Source organism: Mycolicibacterium wolinskyi (genome assembly GCF_002101965.1).
Classification (GTDB): domain Bacteria; phylum Actinomycetota; class Actinomycetes; order Mycobacteriales; family Mycobacteriaceae; genus Mycobacterium; species Mycobacterium wolinskyi.
Map to the genome: position 1 here is coordinate 212,624 of NZ_LQQA01000015.1, position 18,445 is coordinate 231,068.

At 60.7% G+C, this 18,445-nt stretch carries 21 protein-coding genes; 11 read left to right on the plus strand and 10 right to left on the minus strand.

Going from position 1 to position 18,445, the window contains the following annotated elements:
- Positions 1–59: 59 nt before the first annotated feature.
- The 3 genes from AWC31_RS15470 to AWC31_RS15475 all read left to right on the plus strand — a co-directional run bounded on the left by AWC31_RS15470 (position 60) and on the right by AWC31_RS15475 (position 2,553).
- On the plus strand, positions 60–827 hold the full coding sequence (locus tag AWC31_RS15470) for a hypothetical protein (RefSeq protein ID WP_133060166.1): 768 nt from the start codon (positions 60–62) through the stop codon (positions 825–827).
- A 254-nt stretch (positions 828–1,081) separates the two neighbouring features.
- Positions 1,082–1,429: a CU044_2847 family protein gene (locus AWC31_RS37155; RefSeq protein ID WP_133060167.1), complete on the plus strand. Its 348-nt coding sequence runs from the start codon at positions 1,082–1,084 to the stop codon at positions 1,427–1,429.
- 2 nt (positions 1,430–1,431) lie between these two features.
- Positions 1,432–2,553: a S1 family peptidase gene (locus AWC31_RS15475; protein ID WP_085145027.1), complete on the plus strand. Its 1,122-nt coding sequence runs from the start codon at positions 1,432–1,434 to the stop codon at positions 2,551–2,553.
- Here AWC31_RS15475 and AWC31_RS37160 read toward each other — a convergent pair.
- From AWC31_RS37160 to AWC31_RS15500, 6 genes are all read right to left on the minus strand, one after another.
- A complete protein-coding gene (locus tag AWC31_RS37160; RefSeq protein ID WP_133060168.1) occupies positions 2,527–3,027 on the minus strand; it encodes a hypothetical protein in 501 nt (166 codons plus the stop codon). The two genes, AWC31_RS15475 and AWC31_RS37160, sit on opposite strands and share 27 nt — an antisense overlap.
- 314 nt (positions 3,028–3,341) lie before the next feature.
- On the minus strand, positions 3,342–3,794 hold the full coding sequence (locus AWC31_RS15480; protein ID WP_085145028.1) for a hypothetical protein: 453 nt from the start codon (positions 3,792–3,794) through the stop codon (positions 3,342–3,344).
- 5 nt (positions 3,795–3,799) lie between these two features.
- Entirely contained in the window at positions 3,800–4,330 is a 531-nt protein-coding gene (locus tag AWC31_RS15485) for a hypothetical protein (protein WP_234816870.1), read from the minus strand.
- A gap of 488 nt (positions 4,331–4,818) precedes the next feature.
- The gene (locus AWC31_RS15490) at positions 4,819–5,067 is read right to left on the minus strand and encodes a DUF2188 domain-containing protein (RefSeq protein WP_085145029.1); all 249 of its coding nucleotides are present in this window, start codon (positions 5,065–5,067) and stop codon (positions 4,819–4,821) included.
- Between the two features lie 553 nt (positions 5,068–5,620).
- The gene (locus AWC31_RS15495) at positions 5,621–6,103 is read right to left on the minus strand and encodes a carbohydrate kinase family protein (RefSeq protein ID WP_085145030.1); all 483 of its coding nucleotides are present in this window, start codon (positions 6,101–6,103) and stop codon (positions 5,621–5,623) included.
- A gap of 54 nt (positions 6,104–6,157) precedes the next feature.
- On the minus strand, positions 6,158–7,906 hold the full coding sequence (locus tag AWC31_RS15500) for a phospholipase D-like domain-containing protein (protein ID WP_085145031.1): 1,749 nt from the start codon (positions 7,904–7,906) through the stop codon (positions 6,158–6,160).
- Between the two features lie 314 nt (positions 7,907–8,220).
- On the opposite strand from AWC31_RS15500, the gene AWC31_RS15505 reads away from it, so the two are divergent.
- On the plus strand, positions 8,221–8,865 hold the full coding sequence (locus AWC31_RS15505) for a hypothetical protein (protein WP_085145032.1): 645 nt from the start codon (positions 8,221–8,223) through the stop codon (positions 8,863–8,865).
- An 18-nt stretch (positions 8,866–8,883) separates the two neighbouring features.
- Here the strand turns inward: AWC31_RS15505 and AWC31_RS15510 are convergent, their stop codons facing one another.
- Positions 8,884–9,261, minus strand: coding sequence for a hypothetical protein (locus AWC31_RS15510; protein ID WP_085145033.1), 378 nt, complete (start codon positions 9,259–9,261; stop codon positions 8,884–8,886).
- Between the two features lie 411 nt (positions 9,262–9,672).
- Here AWC31_RS15510 and AWC31_RS37415 point away from each other — a divergent pair, with 411 nt between their 5' ends.
- Positions 9,673–9,834 (plus strand): hypothetical protein, encoded by a 162-nt coding sequence (locus AWC31_RS37415; RefSeq protein WP_165765972.1) that lies wholly within the window; start codon positions 9,673–9,675, stop codon positions 9,832–9,834.
- Positions 9,835–9,917: 83 nt separating this feature from the next.
- Positions 9,918–10,505, plus strand: coding sequence for a DUF7255 family protein (locus tag AWC31_RS15515; protein ID WP_085145034.1), 588 nt, complete (start codon positions 9,918–9,920; stop codon positions 10,503–10,505).
- Between the two features lie 595 nt (positions 10,506–11,100).
- Here the strand turns inward: AWC31_RS15515 and AWC31_RS15520 are convergent.
- Positions 11,101–11,313, minus strand: a complete 213-nt coding sequence (locus AWC31_RS15520; RefSeq protein ID WP_085145035.1) for a three-helix bundle dimerization domain-containing protein — start codon at positions 11,311–11,313, stop codon at positions 11,101–11,103.
- An 878-nt stretch (positions 11,314–12,191) separates the two neighbouring features.
- On the opposite strand from AWC31_RS15520, the gene AWC31_RS15525 reads away from it, so the two are divergent.
- Together AWC31_RS15525 and AWC31_RS15530 are read left to right on the plus strand one after the other, a co-directional pair.
- Complete coding sequence (locus AWC31_RS15525) at positions 12,192–12,965, plus strand: hypothetical protein (protein ID WP_085145036.1); 774 nt, start codon at positions 12,192–12,194, stop codon at positions 12,963–12,965.
- Between the two features lie 28 nt (positions 12,966–12,993).
- A complete protein-coding gene (locus tag AWC31_RS15530) occupies positions 12,994–13,863 on the plus strand; it encodes a shikimate dehydrogenase family protein (RefSeq protein WP_085145037.1) in 870 nt (289 codons plus the stop codon).
- A 109-nt stretch (positions 13,864–13,972) separates the two neighbouring features.
- On the opposite strand, the gene AWC31_RS15535 is transcribed toward AWC31_RS15530, so the two are convergent.
- Together AWC31_RS15535 and AWC31_RS15540 are read right to left on the minus strand one after the other, a co-directional pair.
- Positions 13,973–14,488 carry a hypothetical protein gene (locus AWC31_RS15535; RefSeq protein WP_133060169.1) on the minus strand — a complete coding sequence of 172 codons (516 nt, stop codon included), beginning with the start codon at positions 14,486–14,488 and terminating at the stop codon, positions 13,973–13,975.
- A 286-nt stretch (positions 14,489–14,774) separates the two neighbouring features.
- Positions 14,775–15,185 (minus strand): hypothetical protein, encoded by a 411-nt coding sequence (locus tag AWC31_RS15540; protein ID WP_085145039.1) that lies wholly within the window; start codon positions 15,183–15,185, stop codon positions 14,775–14,777.
- A 198-nt stretch (positions 15,186–15,383) separates the two neighbouring features.
- Here AWC31_RS15540 and AWC31_RS15545 point away from each other — a divergent pair, with 198 nt between their 5' ends.
- The 3 genes from AWC31_RS15545 (at position 15,384) to AWC31_RS15555 (ending at position 18,409) form a co-directional block, all read left to right on the plus strand.
- The gene (locus tag AWC31_RS15545) at positions 15,384–15,653 is read left to right on the plus strand and encodes a helix-turn-helix domain-containing protein (RefSeq protein ID WP_085145040.1); all 270 of its coding nucleotides are present in this window, start codon (positions 15,384–15,386) and stop codon (positions 15,651–15,653) included.
- 191 nt (positions 15,654–15,844) lie between these two features.
- The gene (locus AWC31_RS15550; protein WP_133060171.1) at positions 15,845–16,159 is read left to right on the plus strand and encodes a WXG100 family type VII secretion target; all 315 of its coding nucleotides are present in this window, start codon (positions 15,845–15,847) and stop codon (positions 16,157–16,159) included.
- A gap of 3 nt (positions 16,160–16,162) precedes the next feature.
- Positions 16,163–18,409 (plus strand): TPR repeat domain-containing protein, encoded by a 2,247-nt coding sequence (locus AWC31_RS15555; RefSeq protein WP_085145042.1) that lies wholly within the window; start codon positions 16,163–16,165, stop codon positions 18,407–18,409.
- Positions 18,410–18,445 lie beyond the last annotated feature (36 nt).

The following is an 18,445-nucleotide window of genomic DNA, read 5'->3' on the forward strand; positions in this document are numbered from 1 at the left end:
ACAAAACTGACAGGGGGCCAGCCATCGCCGAGCTGAAAGACCCCGTGCGCGATCAGCTGGTGACGGAGCTGCGTGCGATCCGCAAGATGCCCGGGAAGCCGGCTATCGAGCGGCTCAGCGGCATGAACGAACTGGTCGAAGCGCTCGGCATGGGCGACGTCGCACGCGCATGGGCACGGCTGGAGCGCCTGCACCAGGAGTACGGCAGCGACCCGGAAACCGACATCGGGGCGTACTTCTACCTCGCGGGATGGGACGTTGGCCGCGACTCGCTCGAACAGCGAATCGGTGAGTACGCAAACAAATTCGCCTGCGACAAGCGCACCGCCCGGCGGCGCGGCGACCGGGGCGCCCGCAAGCTCGCCACGATCATCCGCGACCGCTCGGAATCCAAACGGCCCTGGGGCCTAATCGCCCTGTACCAATCCGGGGCCACGGTCGACTTCATCGTCCGGCTGATGATGGCCTACGAGTCTTGGCGACCCGCCGACATCCGGCTCAACGGCACCGACATCGCCGATCCCACGTTCACCATGCACAAGAACCCCGACGTCACCGGCGGCTACTACCACCAGCTGATCGCCGAAGCCGTGCCGCTGGACATGTCTGTCGCCAAGGGCGGCACCATGGCCTCGATGGTCGTGCACTGGCCAATGCCGGTATGGCCGACATGGCAGACAGCCGCGCACCTTGCTGATCCGCGATTCGCAGTTTGGACACGGACGTATCGGGATCGGGGCGTTGAGCTTCGGCTGGCGATGTCACATCGAGTATCGGTCAGAGAAAACGCGATTGTGGATCTGAGCCCAGGTAGGAGCGCCCCCTAGTGGCGGACATGCCGGCCTCAGTGGCAGCTGGGGGTGGCCGAGTCACAGATGAATCGCATTTATTGATAAGGCAATTACTTTTGGGTTGACGAGTCTGAGCATCACTTCGAGGGCTAGAGTCGACTAGTGTTAAATCCTTGTTAGACGCGAAGCGAGATGCGTACTCGAAAAGCCGGGGCAACCTATACTTTGCGAGCTGTGCTCTTACCGGGCGGCGATAATTCGAGACCACCGCGAGAAACAAAGGGGGAGGCTTGGACGGCGCTATTGGGGATCGTCAAGCGCGAATCCAACTGAGTGGAGATCGAACCGCCGACATCTATTTCACAGCTCAAGCACCACCGGGCGATGAGGATGAAGGGCAGCAGTATGCAGGCTTAGCGCAAAAAGTAGTTACGCTTACCCAGCAGCAGGCGGGAAACGCGCTTCGCGCGGCGGCTGCGGTCGTGGTGCTTGCCGATACTGAGTTCAAAGCTGCCGGATTAGGGGGCACTTCTGCTTCAATCGAGATGGGATTGGACCTCACAGTGGGCGGCGATGTGAAGATCGCCCAAGGATCTGCAAAGTCAACACTAAAAGTGAAGCTTGATTGGACTATCTAGGTATGAGTGGTAATGGTATTCAGGTACCTGCGGGAGTCGGCCGGTTGTTGTCCTCCGACAAATCAATGACTGTCGGAGGATTTGTTATAGTCCGTGATGGATTGGCATTCACCTGCAGCCATGTCGTGAACGACGCACTAGGTCGCGACAGAAAGTCAGGGCGAACCCCCACGCATCAAGATCAGATGACGGGGATCATTCAATCGAATGGCACTGAAGTCGAACTCAGCCTAACGGTCGACAAATGGAGTTCTCCGCGCAGCGGTGATATTGTCGCACTTAATGTCGGAACCGATCTCAATATTGATCTTCCCACGCCATTTCTGTTTAATGATGACGCCATAATCGGCGCGCATGTCACTAGCTATGGGTTTCCAAATGGTTATCCGCAGGGGCTGTGGGGTGAAGGTCGAGTCGTTAAGTCGTTTACGAATGGGCGGTTGCAAATCAACCATTTGGGCGATGGTGCCGTCGCCATAGCTCCAGGGTTCAGTGGAAGTGGTGTATGGAGTGATCGAGGCTCTCTCATCGGAATTGTGGCAACTGCGGACGAAAGGCGAGATGTAGCTGGTGTCGTAGATATCGCAACACTGTTTGCTTTCCTAGAGCCGCAAGGAAATGCGGGGGCTAGATCGACGATCCCGTGGATGGTTCGCCACTTCTATATGGCTACGCTGACGGCATTTCTGCACGACCTCTATAATGCAAGCGAGGATGGCATTGGCGATGATGTATGTGCTATGGTTAAGGAAACTTTAGACAGGACTGGAACTAATCTGTCGGGATATGATTACGTTGATGAAAATAACGGGGCGGAATGGACTGAAAGTCCGCTGGACGTACTCGAGGCATTTAGGGAGGAGTATTCCCGTTGGAACGACGCAAAGACGCACGATGGTCGGTTGACGTCACACCGTGTCATACTCCGGCATCGGCGTAATCTAACACGGCGACTACGGGTTGCACTAAACCCCGCAATATATAAAGATGAGTACGGTGCGTCAGATGTGATCGAACTTTTCGAACCATTCTCTCGCCTTGCCCGCAGTCATCCCGCAATCTTTGCAAACGTGCGGCGGAAGGTAAACGACAAAGGTTTAGTGGCTGTAAGGCGGGGTTTGTAAATAAGCGTCAAAAAGGAGCTCGGGCAGCCAGTGTGGTACGTTGCCGTAATGGGCTGCGTCCTGAAGCACTTCGAAGGCGTAAGCTACAACTTTCGGATCGGAGTTCGCAAGCAGGGCTCGCCAGGACTCAACAATGTCGTTTGCGGCGTCGTTGAATTCTATTCTGCAGCGTCCTAAGTCATATATCTCTCGCCTGGTGCGGTCGCTTACGGATTCTAGTGGAATTACGTTAGACGGCAAATCGGGAGCAGATTGTTCATCGCTCAATTGGGTTGATTGAAAATTGTTGATGCGTTCCATGGATGCGGCACTCTGGCGCGGATTATGACGCATGCCATGCGCGATGTCAAGATCAACGGCAAAGTCTAGGCTATACTGTGATGCTGCGGAGAAAACGCCGCGACGGTGCCGAGTCATCGTCAGATCGCGATGGGTAAGGCCTGTTGTTCCTCGCGCGAGTTGCGGAGGAGACACTTAGCCGTAATAGTTGCCATGACAACCTCCCGATTCGCTGACCCGATTATTGCACGTAACACGCGGAATGGGTGGAACAATATCTCCCGGCGCGGCGCTTCACTGAGGATAGCGGTTGGTCCGAAATCTCGTGGAGTGAGCTGTGAAAGTAGTTGCCGAAGTGACATTCGGGCAACAATGTTGGTCCGATCAACAAGCTGGCGCCCGCTATCCGCCAGACACGGTGGCGGCAATGCAGGCAACCCGAGCATCCTGCGTTCCGGTCGTTCTGGGGCACAGGCGGGATGCCACGCCGATCGTCGGCAAAGGTGGATTCAGCCGCTCAGCAGATTGCCGCCCGCTCCGCCGAGTGCGCCGATGGCTACCTGGTAGCCAATGGATTTGAAGCCGAGTGCGAGTTGTTTGAGCTTGCTGCGCTGATCATCCGGACGGTCTGCGTCGTCGGCAGCGTCGTGTAGCGCACCGACGAGACGATCCAGCAGATTCTCTGGAGAGGGCCACGCACCGGACACTTGGAGCGCTGCACGTGTCGGGGCGCCGACGTCGACGATGATGCCCTGCGCAGTGTCCGTCACGTCGTCTAGAAGCGACGGGCGGGTGTTGAGCCTGCGTAAGGCTCGCTGCACGCTGTCCTCGTCAAATCCCGTGCGGTGCTCGATGTCTCGCGCGGACACCGGGTCACCGGTCTCTTCGTAGAGATCAACGATGGCGCGTAGCACCGGGAGATCGCGGGTGGTCCAGGTTTCGGCTGTCGTGTGCTGGTCCATGGTTGTCAGGCTCCTGGGTTTGCGTCGTAGTGCATGGCGCGTCCCAGCTGAAGGACGGCATCGGCATCGATCGGGTACTGGGCGTTTCCGCGCGTGAAGATGACCACGCGTGCATCGGGCTCACCGACAACGGCGAGCGCGGCGGTTGTGACCGTGCCGTCGGTGCCGGTGATCTCTAAAGACGCCAACTCGCCTGGCAGATTGGGCCCCACCCAGTATTTCGCCGAGCATGTCACCTTGCCGGCACCGAGTGTGTTGATGAACTCGCGCGTCAGAGCTTGCGACAGTGCCATGTTGCTGGCCGACCGCGGCAGGCCGGTCATCGCATAGGTGACATGTCCGATCGGCGATACGTCGATGACGCCGACGCGTTGCTGATCATCGCGCGGAAATGACCCGCCAGCGATGACCTCTCGTGGCCAGTCGCTGTCAACGGTAGCCGAAGCCGAACTGTTGCCGACGTATCGCATCGGCAGGCCGGGAACCTGGAAGCCATCGGTCGTGAGAGCGGGTGTCGATCCGTCGTCGGTGATCAAGATTCGTTGCTGCGAGGCGCAGATGCCTCCCCATGCGTCGGTGCTTACCGTTTGGATTTGGGGCCACATGCGGTGTCCGATAAAGACGCCGGCCGCGACGAATGCAACCATGGCGAGTGCCGGAAATATATAAGCCAGGTACTTATTCACTGTGGGTATTCCGTATCTGTTGTAGTCCGGGTTCGCCCGGGTGGGCCTGTGGCGTGCGGAAGGCAACACAGGCCCACGCGAGGACCGGAAGGGATTGCTGCAATGGTGTGGTGGCCGCTGTTGGGCCGCAATTGATCGCTAGAGACTGGGAGCTTCGCGCTTGCCTGAGCGCCGTGTAGCGCCAGGCAACCACGGCGGCTGGCGATGCCATCGGTGACGGCGGACGAAGTCGGTTTCCGCGACGTCGTGGTCAGCGAGGGCGCTGCCGACGTGTTGCGGTTCGAGCTGGACCCGGTGAAGGTCGCCGACGGCGGCCTTCACCGAGCAGCCCGATCCGATCAGCCCTTCGGCGGGTACGGGTCGTTGCCCGGCGGCACGGTGTTGGAATCGCGAATCTTGCCGTCGCGCCGATGGACTCGCACTTCGCCGCCGCCGCTGTTGCGCACGATCTCGGCTGCGCGCCCTGCCGCTTCGCGCTGCGTGTCGGTGTGCGCGCTGGCCCGGCTGGCGCCGGGCTTTTTGACGTCCCAGCCGCCGTTCGGATTCGGCACGACGTGTCGGCTGTTGGGTGTGCGGTGCTTCGCCATTTGTGTGTGCTCCTTGCACTGATCGGCACGGTTGTTCCGTGCATGGCGAAGTCCAAGGTCGGGCAATCGGCGGGTTGCCGTTACCCCCAGCGCGCGCTGGTGCTACCGTCGAGGCCTGCCTGCCAAGCAGCCAAGAAGGTTCCAGACCAAGGACTCCGGTCCAGGCCACCTTGGTCTGGACTTCTTGGATCATATGTCCTGGTAACGACGAAATAGCGAACCTGCAACGGCTCCGACACCGAGTCGCTGGGGATAGGCTGTGGATTGCCCGCACTCAACCTGGGGATAGGTATCCATATATGCAGGTCAGCGGACCGACTACTGAGAGTTACATCAGTGTAGTTCGGTGTGCATAGATTCCTGGGACGCCCGAGTCGCGTCGGCGTGTCGCGCGATTCCGCTTGCGAGCGGTTTCGCGTGCTCCGGCAGCGCCGCCAGCCGCGCCCATGAGCCCTGTGTGTGCCGCTGAACGATCAGAAGAGGAAGAAACCCCCGCGAATCAAGACATGTGCTGCCCAAAAGTTCACGTCCATGTCATTCCGTAGGATCCACCTCATGGCAGCTCCCGCGGCTGCCCATTCAGCAGACCGGTTATAACCGCGTCGAGCCGGTAGTGGTCGTATTCCGCCTCGATGCCTGCCACCCGGCGGCGTGCGACATCGGTCAGATACCAGTACAAGGTGCGTGATCCGTCGGGTCCGTGTTGTTGTGCCAGACGTCGTGCGTCGTCGATCGGAAATAGCCATGCCAAGTCCCGGGACAGGTCGACACCGGCCAGCCACTGCGCTTTGCATGCGTCCGGGAAGATCCACGCCAGTGTTGGATGACCGGTACCGCCGGCTGGTGCGGGGTTGAGCACTGATTTGACTTGAATTGTCGCGGCTTCCTGAGCGCCGGGCACGCACATCACTAAGTCGATGCCGGAGTCGGTGGTGAGCCGGGCGCTGTCGATGCCGCGCTTGAGTAGCTGGTACTGGATGAACAGCTCGCCCGCCGCACCGATGGCCTGCGTTCCCAGTTTCGCCGATGTCGTCACGGCCGGTTCCCTTCAATCATGTATCGAGACAGCGCGTGGTGCGGGCCGTCGAATCTAGTTCGTGTCGTTGCGGGAGAACGTTTTTCGGTCACGTTCGCGTGGGCTGCCGGGGACATAGAACTTGGCGAACCAGGGTTCGGGCCGGTTTGAGATGGCGGTCGGTTTTTGCAGGAGTAGTGGTTGTCGGGGTGTGGTGTTTCGGCGGCGGCCTTCGGCTTCGCGCATGCGGTTGCGGAAGTTGAGGTGGTCGAACACTCGGATGGCTTCGATGGCGTAGGCGATGGCGACGCGTTGATCCTCGATGACGATCAGGTGGTCGCCGTTGTTGCGTTCACCGGCCGGCGAAAAGTTGCTTGACCCGGTGTAGACCTTGGCCGTTGGCTTGTCGAAGTCGATGACGACGAATTTGTGGTGGATGTTGATGCCTTTGCCGCCCGACCATTCTGATTTGAACGGTTCGGGGGCATGTTTGGACAGGTAGGCGAAGTCCACCAAGCCGGTTTCGCCGCCCGGCTTCTTGATTTCCATGCCGCCGCTCTTGTTGACCACGCCGTAGCTGAAAAGCGGCTTATCCATGAGGCGGTCGAGAGCCTGGCGCACCGCCCCGGAGGTGGTCTGGTTCATGAAGGCGAACGAGTACAGCACCGAGGAGGTGGCCTGGTCGATGTCGCCGCCCACCGGTGCTAGGGACAGTTCGGGCTGACTGTGGGGGGAGAAGCACAGCCGCACGGCGGGACGGTTGGGGTGCTGCACGGTGTGCCAGACCTTGGCGAAATCGGTGGCGGCGAAGCCTCCCATGTCGGTGAAGGCCAACGCGAACATGTCAGAGAACAAGCCGGCGATGGCAGTATCGGTGAAGACGTACATGTTGTTGGCCTGAATGTAGAGGCCGCGGAAGGAGAAGTTGGTCGAGCCGCCGAGGACTCGGTGCGGTACACCGTTGCGGTGAGCGATGAACACCTTGTTGTGCTGCAGGTTTCTGAAATGGCCGCGGTGGACGTTCTTGGTGCCGGCACTGCGGCGCAGCCGGGCTGCAGCCTTGGTTTCGGCGCTGGCGCGTTCGCCGTGTTCGGCCGAATCGTCGATGATGATGCGCAGCCGGGAGCCGAGTTGTTCAAGGCGGCCGACGATGTCGGGTTCGTTGAGGTCGTAGGCCATCGCGTCGATGGTCACGGCGTTATCGGCGATGGCGTCGTCTAGGAACTCGAACAGCAGCTTGGCGGCTTCGAAACCGAGCCATTCATAGATGTTTTCGGCTCGGCTGGCAATGGCGGCTTTGCGATCGGCGAATGCCAGTCCTTGGCTGGCCTCGGCGGGCAGCAGGTCCTCGTTAGCCAGTCCCAGCGACACCTTCTTGTCTTCAAAGGCTTGCGATGATGCGAAGTTTCGGGCGAACCCGATATCAAGGAAGCCGTCGATGGTGACGGGGCCGAGATCAATCGGCAGTTCGATCTGGAGTCCGGCGACGAGCTGGCCGTCGCTGGGCATGTGCATCTTGGTGATCCGGTAGGTGTAGAGGCCGGGGCGCGGCTGCCACGGGAAGTGCACCCACCGGTAGGTCTGCAGCGGGGCTTCGGTGGTGGGATGGGTGCGGTCGCCGCTGACCGGATCGGCCGGATTGAACGACAGCCGATTATGCAGTGTCACGAATTCGGTGCCGCCCGGCTCGCGGTACTCGACGGCAAACCCGACAAAATCCGGTTCGGGGTCATCGACGTCAAAGCCCAGCAGACACATCGACTCGCCGCGCCAGAGCCTGACCCGGAAACCGGCAACCTCGTTGAAACTCGACGTCGCGTTCATGACCGAGCCCCCATCCCCGCCGAGCGCCGCAATCCGCCGTACTCGTGCTGTCCGCCCCTACGACTGGGGTCAGGATAAAGTCACTGGCGCGATGGGCCGCGTGAAATCACACAACAGCTCGGTTAACGGTGGGAAAACAGCGGAGTTCGTCACCGAGCTATCTCGATGATCGCGTGCGTGGTCCCGTTCTGGGGCATTTCAGGTCAACGCTAAAGCGGACGTCGCGTGTTAAAACGGGCCGTGCCTTGCGCAACAGTAATGGGCGCAAGCGTGTGGCGCCGAGAGATGTCGGCCCCTTCGCGGACACTGCAGGCATGAATCTTCTCTACAGCATCCCCGGCATGATCATTTCCACGTCCGTCAGCGTGATCGTTGCGGCATTGCTGACGTACGGCGGCAAGTGGGTCCGGGATAGGGCCGTGACTCGTCGTGAACGGCGACAGATACTTGACGACCAGGACTTGGCTGACCGGCTGCCGGTGGACTCAACTGCCCGAAAGCACCTTGAGGCCGCGATTCAAGAACGGGTTATCGCGCTCTCTTATCGTTCGGCGTTCAGCACGGCGTCTGCGGCTATATGGGGTGCAGGCCTGGTGATGGCCGCTCTGCTTGCCCTGCAGATTCTGGTTATTGCCGACTCCGATGTGCCCAACAAGATGGAGCTTGTCGTCCGGCAGTCCGAAATTATGCTGCTCATGTTTGTGGTGATCGAAGCCATTTTTATCGCTACTGCGGTGTGGGATCGGAATGCGATAACGAAGCGTCGTGCGACGTACTTTACGACCGGCGAATACCCCAACATCTTCGACGTGGAACGGAGTGCGATCCGGCGCGCGTTGAAGAGGAGAGTTCGTGGTGTGGTCAGGGCGGTGCGCTCGTTCCCTCCACTTCGCGGTTTCCGCTCGATCGACTTCGGGGACGTTTTTCGGCGTTCAAGGACAGCGCCAGAGTCTTCGTAAGCGCGGGTTCATGTCCTACTACAGCTCGCTCAGCAGTTCCTTCACGGCGTCGATGACCAGCGATGCCGTCTCACCGCTGATCTCGCACCCACTCCGTCCTCCATCACCGATATAGACCCATGTCATTGGCGAGTCGTCTCTGGCGTGCATGGCGACGCTGATCGTGATGCCCACCGCCGCTTCCCCGCCTGGCAGGTCGATCGCCGCGCCGCTCGCGCCGATGGCATCCGTCCATGGACCAGTGCCGTCCTGGCGGCGTGACACTAGTGCGATGCCGGGAACTAGCGCGGTGCGCGAGACGTGGCGACGATTGTCGTCCTCGATCTCGTCGTGGTTCGCGATGCACCAGGCCGGGCAGGATTCGGGACGTTCGTCGTCGGGGACATCATTTGGCATGGTGTGTCGCCTCTCGTTCGGCCGGTCTGCCCAAATGTCCAGACCGTCGATGTCAGCCGGCCGGGCGGGGCCGGTTTGGGAGGGGCGAGGGTATCCGAGGACGGGCGGGTTGGGAAGGCGCAATTTGCGGCCGATTCGTGTTGTTAGGCAGCGGGTTTCGCGAATGCAGCCGGAACGAAACATCGCCACGCGCGTCAGCGTCGATCTGCATATCAGTTGTCGCGACCTGTGGCCCGCATGGCTGCCGGGCCACGCGGCGTGCCGGTGGTGCTTCATCCTGCTGGATTCGTTCCGGGCGGATAAGATTAGACCTAGCAAATACTGCTGGCATTGCCGCAGCTTGCGACTCCCCGGCGCGGTGGCTGGGCAAGGCGCGCGCATACGATCAGTACCACCTGGGGGTATTGAGCAATGGCAACCCGTATCCTCCTTCTCTCGTTCTGGCTCATGGTGGCCGTCGTTGGCTACGCCGACAAGCTGTTCTGGTTGGTGGCCCTGAGCTTGGCGGCCTTCGTGATCAACGCCGCTATGGCCGTCAGCCGCTGGACTGCCACCCGGCCTGGCCGCGTATAAGGGCTGGCCCGACCGTCGAGCGAGACCGCGCGGCCCGTGATGCAATCAGGTGCGAACGGTATCTCGGTGTCTGGAGGTGGCGTGTGCCGGTCGGTGAGACGCAGCAGGCCATTGCCGAACTGGCCCGGCGCGACGGCATCGAGTTGGTAGCGCAGTCAGTGCCGTGGCTGAACCGGCGCGGGCATCTGGGCCTGCCGGACGGTGCTGTCGACCGGGCGGTCGTCTCTGCGCTGGAGCGGATGTACTGCGGGTTGGGCGGTGACCTGGCCCTGCTGGCGAGCGCACCGGACACGCCGCTGCGCGGTGATTTCCAGCATCCCGACACGGGCACGTTGATCGAAGTTGATGAGTCACAGCACTTTACGTCGTTTCGGCTGCAGACGTTCGCCCTGTATCCGGCAGGCACGCCGCTCGGCTTTGACGCCGGCCACTACCTGGCCACCTGTGGGCTGTGGCGACGCTCGGCTGACGGCTATTTTCGGGCCAAGGCGGCGCGCGGGTTTGGGGCCGGGGGCCGTCAGCGGCAGCGGGCGTACTACGACGCCCTGCGCGACCTGGCTACTCCGGCAATGGGCTTGCCACCGTTGATCAGAATTGAAGCGGCCGACCGTGATCCGGTTGATGCCTATCGCCGCCACCGCGATCGGCTGCGGGCGGCTCTGGGTGTGTAGTTCCAGCGGATATCGATTGCGTCGAGCACCGTCATGCGGGTCATCGGCCGAACTGAAGTGTAATGACGCTGTCGTGGTGTAGATGTGCCCGCGGCGGAATCTGAGTGGGCGATCCGGTGCTGATCCTCGGGGGCTTTGTCGATACCGCCCCGTCCAACCCATCGACCGCAGCAGCGGCTCAGCCTCCATCCAGTATTTTTCGACCAGATCCAGCATCACGATGTCGGTCGGTGGGCGGATGTCTTAGCCGCTGGTGCGGCGGAACTCTCCGGAGAACATGCCTCGACACTGAAGACAACGAGGATCGCGATCGTGGCCTCGGATTAGCATTCTCGAAACTCTCCCGAGAACCATGTTCGTTCATGTTTCTTAGGCGATGGCAAGGACTTCCGCTGCAATTGGATTGCCCCGTTTGTGGAGCCGCCGCCCTGGCGGGAAACGCAAGAACCGCCAGGGCGGCGGCGGAATTGGGCTGGAGAGTAGCCCGCGCTTGAGCGTAGCGGCTATGGCGGTGGATTGCAGGTGGTGTGGCGTGCGCACGATATGGCGTCGCCCCCAGTCTCGATTCGACAGGGGGCGACTCGGTCAAGCGTGGTTAGGCGCTGGTGGCCATGTGGATATGTGCCACGCGATGTCGTGCGTGTTTCTCGACAAACAGGAAGAGGAAATCACGGATCGGACGCTGGTCAAACCGGGCGTGCGCCGCGCTGACCGCTGCCTCGACTTGGGTGGGCATGACCTCGGGGAATTCCAGAGCCAGTCGGCGGGTGACGTCTGTCAGCGCTGTCTGCTCGGCTGCCTTGCTCATCGTTTACCAGCATCCATGGCGGCCCGGTCGCCGTCAACGAGTGCCTCGGTGAACAGTTGGATTACCTCGTCGGGGCATGGAATTAGGGTGGTTGCGCGGGCGCGGACGGAGTGGCGGTGCCACGATGAGCCCATGTCCGATCCGAACGTGGGCTCAGGCTGCGGTGTTGATTGCCGCGCTCACCGAGCAGGTACGTGAGATGACCCCCGAAGCTGCTGAGCGCTGAACGCCAAGCCGACAGCCGCCATGCGGTCGGAGCACGAAGGATGCGCCAGGTTGCTGATGAGTTTCGCCGCGACATGGCCAGGCCCAGTTCCTTATCGCAAGACTGCGCCAACAACTCCTCGACGCCGATCAACTGGCACCGGCCCTGAACACGTAGTCGGACATCAGCATTCCAAAATCTGCTGCGATTGCCCGGGATCGCCGCATCGGGTGGACGGCCAATGACGGCGCATCGTCGCCAGATGAGCCGCTGAGCACCTCGACGTCTTGGCAGTTGCTGCGAGGCAGCCGAGGTAGCATTGGAGCCCCGGATGCGATCGGCACTCTGGACGGTCAACGCGACCGCATCAGCTATATCGAGCGCCCGATCCGCAGTCCAGATTACATTCGACCGACCCACCTTGAAGCGGCGCCTGGCAGTTGAGTCATGAGGTGTCCTGCGCGGGCATCAGAATCCGCACGCACCCAAAATCTCTAGCACGTGCTTTCGTTCTCAGCGGTACGTGAATCGGGTGCCTGCGCCCTTGAGGCTGTGTCGCCGCATATTTGTCTGTTGTTCAGGTGTGTGAGATGTGGATTTTGGCTACCGTCATGCAGATTTGGATGATCTTTCCGGTTGCGCCAAACGGCATCGAGGATGGGGGAGCGGTTGAGTGTCGATCGATACTGGGCTAGCTATCGTCGGCTTGGTCTGCAGTGTTCTGTTTGCGCCGCCTACCTTGAATTCGGCCGTCTTTCACTTCAACCGCACGAAAGCGGCGAAACTGCTCCGTCTGCGCCGGGATGGCGGGGTCTGCGTTATTGCGACGACTGCGATCCCCAAGGCTGAAAAAGACAACGGCGGATTGGTTGGCGTAAAACGTGATCTTGTGCCAGAGGGAGATGTCCTTGCGATCGCGCCAGCGATAGCGATGCTGAGTCACTTTTTTCGGCGCAAGGAGATTCTGCTCTACACGAGTGACCACATTCACACGCGGTTGAACAAGGACATGATTGTGTTGGGTAGCCCTGCTGCCAATAGGTATTCGGCTCGATTCTTCGAGGATAATTCGTTCTGTGAACGTGGCCATTTCCTCGTCGATGTTCCGCACGGGACGATTACCTGTGGCTCAGTCGACGTCGTGCGCGAGTTCAATGTGAAACCGCGCCCTTCAGGCATTCCCGAACGGGACTTCTTCTTCATCGCGACCGCGCCCGGGCCCTACGACCACCACCGGGCTTGGGTGATCGGCGGACTGACGACCTACGGTACCGCAGCAGCGGCGACGATCCTGTTCGAGGAACTCCTGCGATGGCCTAAGTCATACGCCCGCGACGCGCGCCAAGCGTTATTGGCGAACCGCGGAATCGTATTCGGTGAATGCGAATTGAATCACGATGGCATTCTGACGCATTGGAAGCTCCACTCATCATATTCTCGACAATAATGGAGTTGTGTGTTTCAATGGAATTCGTATGAAAGTTGCTGCCCTTATCGGCGACCCAGTTCAGCATAGTGTTGCGCCCTATTTGCATGAATATCTCGCCCGTCTCCTACATATCGAATTCCGCTATGTGAAGCTCGCCGTATCTGCAGACCGTCTTGGTGGCGCAGCCGCTTCAATGCGCCAGCTTGGGTTCGTCGGCTACAACGTGACGATTCCCCACAAAGAAGATATCGGCGTATACCTCGATGTCATCGATGACGTCGCATCGGAGATGGGCGCGGTGAACACCGTAATCATCGACGGCAAGCGAGCAATCGGTACCAACACCGACTGGATCGGCATCGCCAAGGGACTTGTGCATCATGGGCACCCAACCAAAGTTGGCAAAGACCGGTCGGCGGTGGTGCTTGGTAGCGGCGGCGCTGCACGAGCAGCTATCTATGCACTTAACAGCCTTGGGTATGCGAAAATCACGGTTTTTTACCTCGAACCCGAGGATGCCAAGACGGCGCGACTACGAACGCGTGCCGAAGCAGGCAGCGGCTTCACTTTAGAAACCTACGACAGCGTTGACAGGGCGATCGCGAAGGCGGACGTCGTTTGCAACATGACATCAGCCGGCATGCACGGAAACGACCCGGCCCCGTTCGACCTTGCAAGAATTGCCGACATCGACCTGAACGGCAAGTGGTTCTTCGATGCAGTCTTCAACCCACTCGACACGCCATTTCTTCAAGCTGGCGCCCGTGGCGGTGCGATGTGCGTCGATGGCTTATGGATGATGATCTACCAGGGCATTCCGGCGTTCGAATCATGGACAAACCGTCAACTTACGCTGAAGACGAATGACCTGATCGAACTTCATCGCATTCTGCGGCATGCCCTCGCTGACGTTTAAGTGCCATTCCAGGATTCGATTCGGCGAGTGTTTCACCTATCCGGCTCTACGGATCGCGGTTCACTACGGGCTCCGTTTGATCTGCAGGTAGAGGTGGCGCTCGGCCTGATCACCGATCGGAGAGCACGGCAATGGCGCCGAGTACCCCGACTACAAGGAGCATGCCGACACCGACTCCCAACGCGGCGGCGACCTTGCTCAGCAGTTGGGCCACGAAAGCGACGAAACCGAGCACAACCAGCGGTCCGATGCAAACGATCCAGCCTTTGGCCGATCGTGGTTGGAGGTCGAGCGTGACGGCCGCGATACTGAATGCCAGTGCGGACAGGGCAGTGATGCCGAGCCAGATGAGAAAAGCCGCGCCCGGTCCGGCATGTTCGTAGAGGGCGGTCAGCCGGTCCCATGACCACCATGCGGTCAGCACGGCGACGAGCGTTGAGCCGGCCGCAAGCGCCAGGCTGGCGGTCGGATCGTCTTCGTGGATCACGTCTGCGGCTGCCAGGATGGCGATCCGGATCGCGGTCAACAGCAGGAAGGCCGCGAGCAGCGCCAACAGCCAGTACCCACTCCACTGCATGGTGCTCCATTGGTGCGTGTCTTGGTAAGAGTCGAGTTCCCCGTACATGATCCGCACGGTAGCGGCATGGACCGACAAGTTTCGGTCTCGTGGCGGTTCGCCGGATCAGTCTCGGTGTATCGATATGTGTCGCGACCGGCGTGTATCAGCTATCGCACGGCCTGGCGGGATGATCGGCAGTCCCGGGCGGGTGGAGGCCGCGCGGGACTGCCGATCATTGGGGGAGACCGCTGATCTGGGGCAATTCCGCCACAATCGCCGGATCAGCGGCAGGGCCAGGGAGGAGGGGGTTTTCGCAAACTGGCCCTGGCGTCAATAGTAACGGCAGGGGCCGTTAGCTGCAGGTGATGACCCCGGCCTTGCCCGCCTGGCCCTTGGAGCAGATGACCCCGGCTTCGCCGTCGATGACCGGCAGTTCGGCCGGGTTGCCGTCCTTGACGAAAATCGGTGCGCCGCTGGAGCTGTCGCCGCCCAGCACGGCTTGTTGCTCGGCGATGCGTTCCTCGCCGACGCCGCTCATCACCTCACCGCGTTCGCCGCTGCGGATGATCGGTGTGCCGGGTGAGGCTGGCTCGTCGTCGGCCATGGCGCCAGCCAGTGGCGTGAGTGTCGTCACGGCAGCAGCGATGCCGAAGACGGTCGCGGCCCGGCCGATGGCGGTTCGCCAGGCCGTCTGGCGGCCGGTCTGCGTGGTGGCGCGCCCGGTTTTTGGGCGCGCGGAAGTAAGCGTGGCCTGCACGGCCACCCTCCTTTCTCCCCTGGTCAGGGGCAAAAACAACGGTTGAGAACCCGTCCTGGTGGCCGGTCAGGCCATCGTAAGGGTCAATACGTCCTAGTGCAATAAATATCGGATTGAAACGACCGGGGTAAATACAGCGCAGTATGATCGACCTAAGAGCTGTGCGCTCTGGCCTATTCGGGATAGGCCGTATGGGGTTGAGACATGCCCGCCGACCGCGCCAAGGAGGCGCATAACGACACCACCCGTCTCTTCGGCGAACGGGTGCGTGAGCGACGGCAAGAACTGGGCCTGAGCCAAGAGGCGGCCGCCGACCGCATCGACATCCACTGGAGCGCGCTGGGCAAGATCGAACGCGGCCAGCGCAGCCTGCGCCTGGAAACCATCCTCAAAATCGCCGCCGGACTCGACATCGACGCCGGGAAGCTGATCAGCGGGCTGCCGCTGGCGGAAGGGTCGTCGTCTACGGATTAGGGCCTGGCGGTCGCAAATCGTGTCGAACGTGCCATCCGATCGGGCATCGTGAGAGCTGAGACCGTCGCTTGTGGTGATGACAGAGTTCTCCCGAAGGCGGAAATTCGTGAATCCGGCACCCAGCCGGGAATGGTAAATTGTGCTCCAGCAAACTGACAGGTGCGCCGTCTTGCATTGCGGGGGTGGTTTCGATGGCGAAAGATCTGCGGGTTGACGTGGACGCCTTGCGTATGGCTTCTGACCATGTTGACGTGGCGGCTGATGGTCTGCGGACTGATCACGGATCGGCGAACGAACGCATCGGGACAGCCCAGACCGGCTGGATCGGTGCGAGCGGGGCTGCCTTGGCCGCTGCGGCCACCAAGTGGGAAGAAGAGTCGGCCGCCCACTACGCCGACATCATTGGGCACGCCGCCGACCTCCGGTCCGCCGGTGCGCGTTATGTGACGACCGATGACGATGGGGCCACCGATATCGAGGGCACTGCCGCGGCTATGGGGCTGTAGATCGTGACAGTGTCGTTGTCCGATGTTCAGCAGTGGGATCCTGAACAGATCGATGAGGTGTCCGACGCGCTGGCGCACCGGGCTCGCACCAGCGGCCAAACCGCTGAAACCTTGCGCAATTTGCAGGTTTTCGAGAAGTGGGACGGCGATGCCGGCGAGGCGGCCAAGCAAGCGATTGAAAAGTCAGCGACGAAATTGGAGGTGTCCGCCAAGGACGCCTTCCTGGTTTCGATGGGTGCGCAGAAGGCCGCCGAGGACGCGCGGACGGTCAAGAATGATCTCAAGAGCATTCTGGATGATGCGGCCGCGTCGCCGGCTGTTCAGATTGACATGGCAACCAACACGGTGACGCCGCCGGATACAACCGGGTGGGAAGAGGAAGAGGTCAACGCACTGGCGGACAAGATCGCCGACCTCGAAAATCGGATTGTGGCGGTACTGGCTGCAGCCGAGGAGACCGATGGCGATTTGGCGCGGGTACTGACGGCCGCAACAGGTGGGGATCCAGAGCTTCCAGGTGAACAGGGCGCCGAGGACGCGCAATCCATGCAGGACGGACAGCTGACTCCTGAAGAGTCGGCGCGGCTGGAGGAGAACACCACGCTGACGCCGGAACAGTTGGATGCCCTGGCGCGCGGCAATCTGGTGCTGCCGGCCAGTCAGCTGGAGTATCTGAATCAGTTGTCGCGTTCGCTTGACGGCAAGAGCACAGAGGAAATCCGACAGCTCATGGATAACCTTGGCGTAGACGGGGACCGGTTGCAGGATGCGTTGCAACTGGTGTCCAACGAGCACGTCAGCGCGGCGGGCGCGGACGCGTCACTCAAGCCGGGCGATGCGGGATATGTGCCGCTAAAGGGTAGTTTCGACGCGCTCCCCGAGGCGATGCGGCGCGATCTGACCAAGTACCCGTTGCAGTGGGAGAATTCGCCCCTGGGTGCCTACCCGAAGGCGCGGCCCGAGTTGCTTGACCTCGCCTCGATCGTGGAACGAGGCAATCCGGCATTGCAGCAAGGCTCATCGCTGGATCAGGCCATGCTCAAACAGTCCGAAATCATGCTCAATGAAACGACGAAACTCCCCTCACAGGACTTGGTGCCGTTCGCCAAGGGCCAGGTCGATCCCGCGTTGCAGGCGATGCTGTCGGCGGCAGGACGCGATCAGATCGCGCTCCACGAGGCGCTGCTTGGAGCAGACGGCCACAGGCCGAACGACAAGATGATCGAGAACCTGTTTACCCGGCAATGGGGTGACGACGGGGCCGCTGCTTCCGGTCTGTTGACCGGCCTTGCGCCGGTTGCCAATCCCGCCGATTTGACGGATCCCACCCAGGTGGCGCAGGCCACCCGGGCCGGAGAGATCATGCATGCGGTCGATTATTGGGCCGGAGACAACGCGCCCAAGCTGCTCAACATCGACGGCACTGACGGGCAATCGCTGGGGCAGGTCAATCCCGAACTCGCCAAGGGTCTTGCCGAGGCGAACGTTCCCTATATCGATGACATGCTCGGCAATAAGCTCGACAAGACCGTGGGCTTCGATCCGCTCGATGATCTGATGAACCCAGAGATGCCAGTAACCCGTGATCTGTTTGCGGTGATGGACACCAACAAGGAGGCCGCTGGGATTCTCAACGCCCAGGCGTATTTGAACGGCATCCAGTATGAGGACAACTTCGAAAAGTCCATCATCGATGGCGGAAGCATCGATGTGGCCGACTTGCATTCAGCGGGCACCATGCGGGGAGTGATTGACACTGCCGCCAACATTGCCGACAACGACGCGATTGCCTACGGCAACCTCCAAGAGGTGCGAGCCCATGAAAGCCGGGGCGAATGGTTCGACATGGCGAAGAAGCTCGGCGGACAAATACCCGGCGTCAAGGAACTCCTCGACAGCATCGGCAAGATGCCGGGTGACCCGATGAAGGACCTCTTCGTCGGGGATCTCCCCAAACCTGACCCAGCAAAAGGGATCACAGTCAGCACGTCCGAAGCTCTGCAGTACTCGGTAGCAACCGAACTGCTCAAGAACAACGTCGGGAACGTGAGTGCATTTTCTGAATACAACCTGGTCGATCCCGACACAGGTCAACTCAAAGAACTTAACAATAGGACGATCGGCGACTTCCGCAATGCGTTTCTCGAATACTTCACCGATATCGATCCGAAGGTGACGTTAAGCATGAATGAATATCAGACCGCTTACGGCCAAGCGCATCCCAGCGCAGACAGCCATACCGGCGAGTGAGCAACACCGCGGCGCGATGGGCGGGTCTCTGCGGTG

What these genes read in the sequence shown, in the direction of transcription:
- AWC31_RS15475 (WP_085145027.1), top strand. Translation starts at nt 1,432, where the DNA reads ATGAGTGGTAATGGTATTCAGGTACCTGCGGGAGTCGGCCGGTTGTTG.
- AWC31_RS15480 (WP_085145028.1), bottom strand. Translation starts at nt 3,794, where the DNA reads ATGGACCAGCACACGACAGCCGAAACCTGGACCACCCGCGATCTCCCG.
- AWC31_RS15490 (WP_085145029.1), bottom strand. Translation starts at nt 5,067, where the DNA reads ATGGCGAAGCACCGCACACCCAACAGCCGACACGTCGTGCCGAATCCG.
- AWC31_RS15500 (WP_085145031.1), bottom strand. Translation starts at nt 7,906, where the DNA reads ATGAACGCGACGTCGAGTTTCAACGAGGTTGCCGGTTTCCGGGTCAGG.
- AWC31_RS15505 (WP_085145032.1), top strand. Translation starts at nt 8,221, where the DNA reads ATGAATCTTCTCTACAGCATCCCCGGCATGATCATTTCCACGTCCGTC.
- AWC31_RS15510 (WP_085145033.1), bottom strand. Translation starts at nt 9,261, where the DNA reads ATGCCAAATGATGTCCCCGACGACGAACGTCCCGAATCCTGCCCGGCC.
- AWC31_RS37415 (WP_165765972.1), top strand. Translation starts at nt 9,673, where the DNA reads ATGGCAACCCGTATCCTCCTTCTCTCGTTCTGGCTCATGGTGGCCGTC.
- AWC31_RS15520 (WP_085145035.1), bottom strand. Translation starts at nt 11,313, where the DNA reads ATGAGCAAGGCAGCCGAGCAGACAGCGCTGACAGACGTCACCCGCCGA.
- AWC31_RS15530 (WP_085145037.1), top strand. Translation starts at nt 12,994, where the DNA reads ATGAAAGTTGCTGCCCTTATCGGCGACCCAGTTCAGCATAGTGTTGCG.
- AWC31_RS15535 (WP_133060169.1), bottom strand. Translation starts at nt 14,488, where the DNA reads ATGTACGGGGAACTCGACTCTTACCAAGACACGCACCAATGGAGCACC.
- AWC31_RS15545 (WP_085145040.1), top strand. Translation starts at nt 15,384, where the DNA reads ATGCCCGCCGACCGCGCCAAGGAGGCGCATAACGACACCACCCGTCTC.
- AWC31_RS15550 (WP_133060171.1), top strand. Translation starts at nt 15,845, where the DNA reads ATGGCGAAAGATCTGCGGGTTGACGTGGACGCCTTGCGTATGGCTTCT.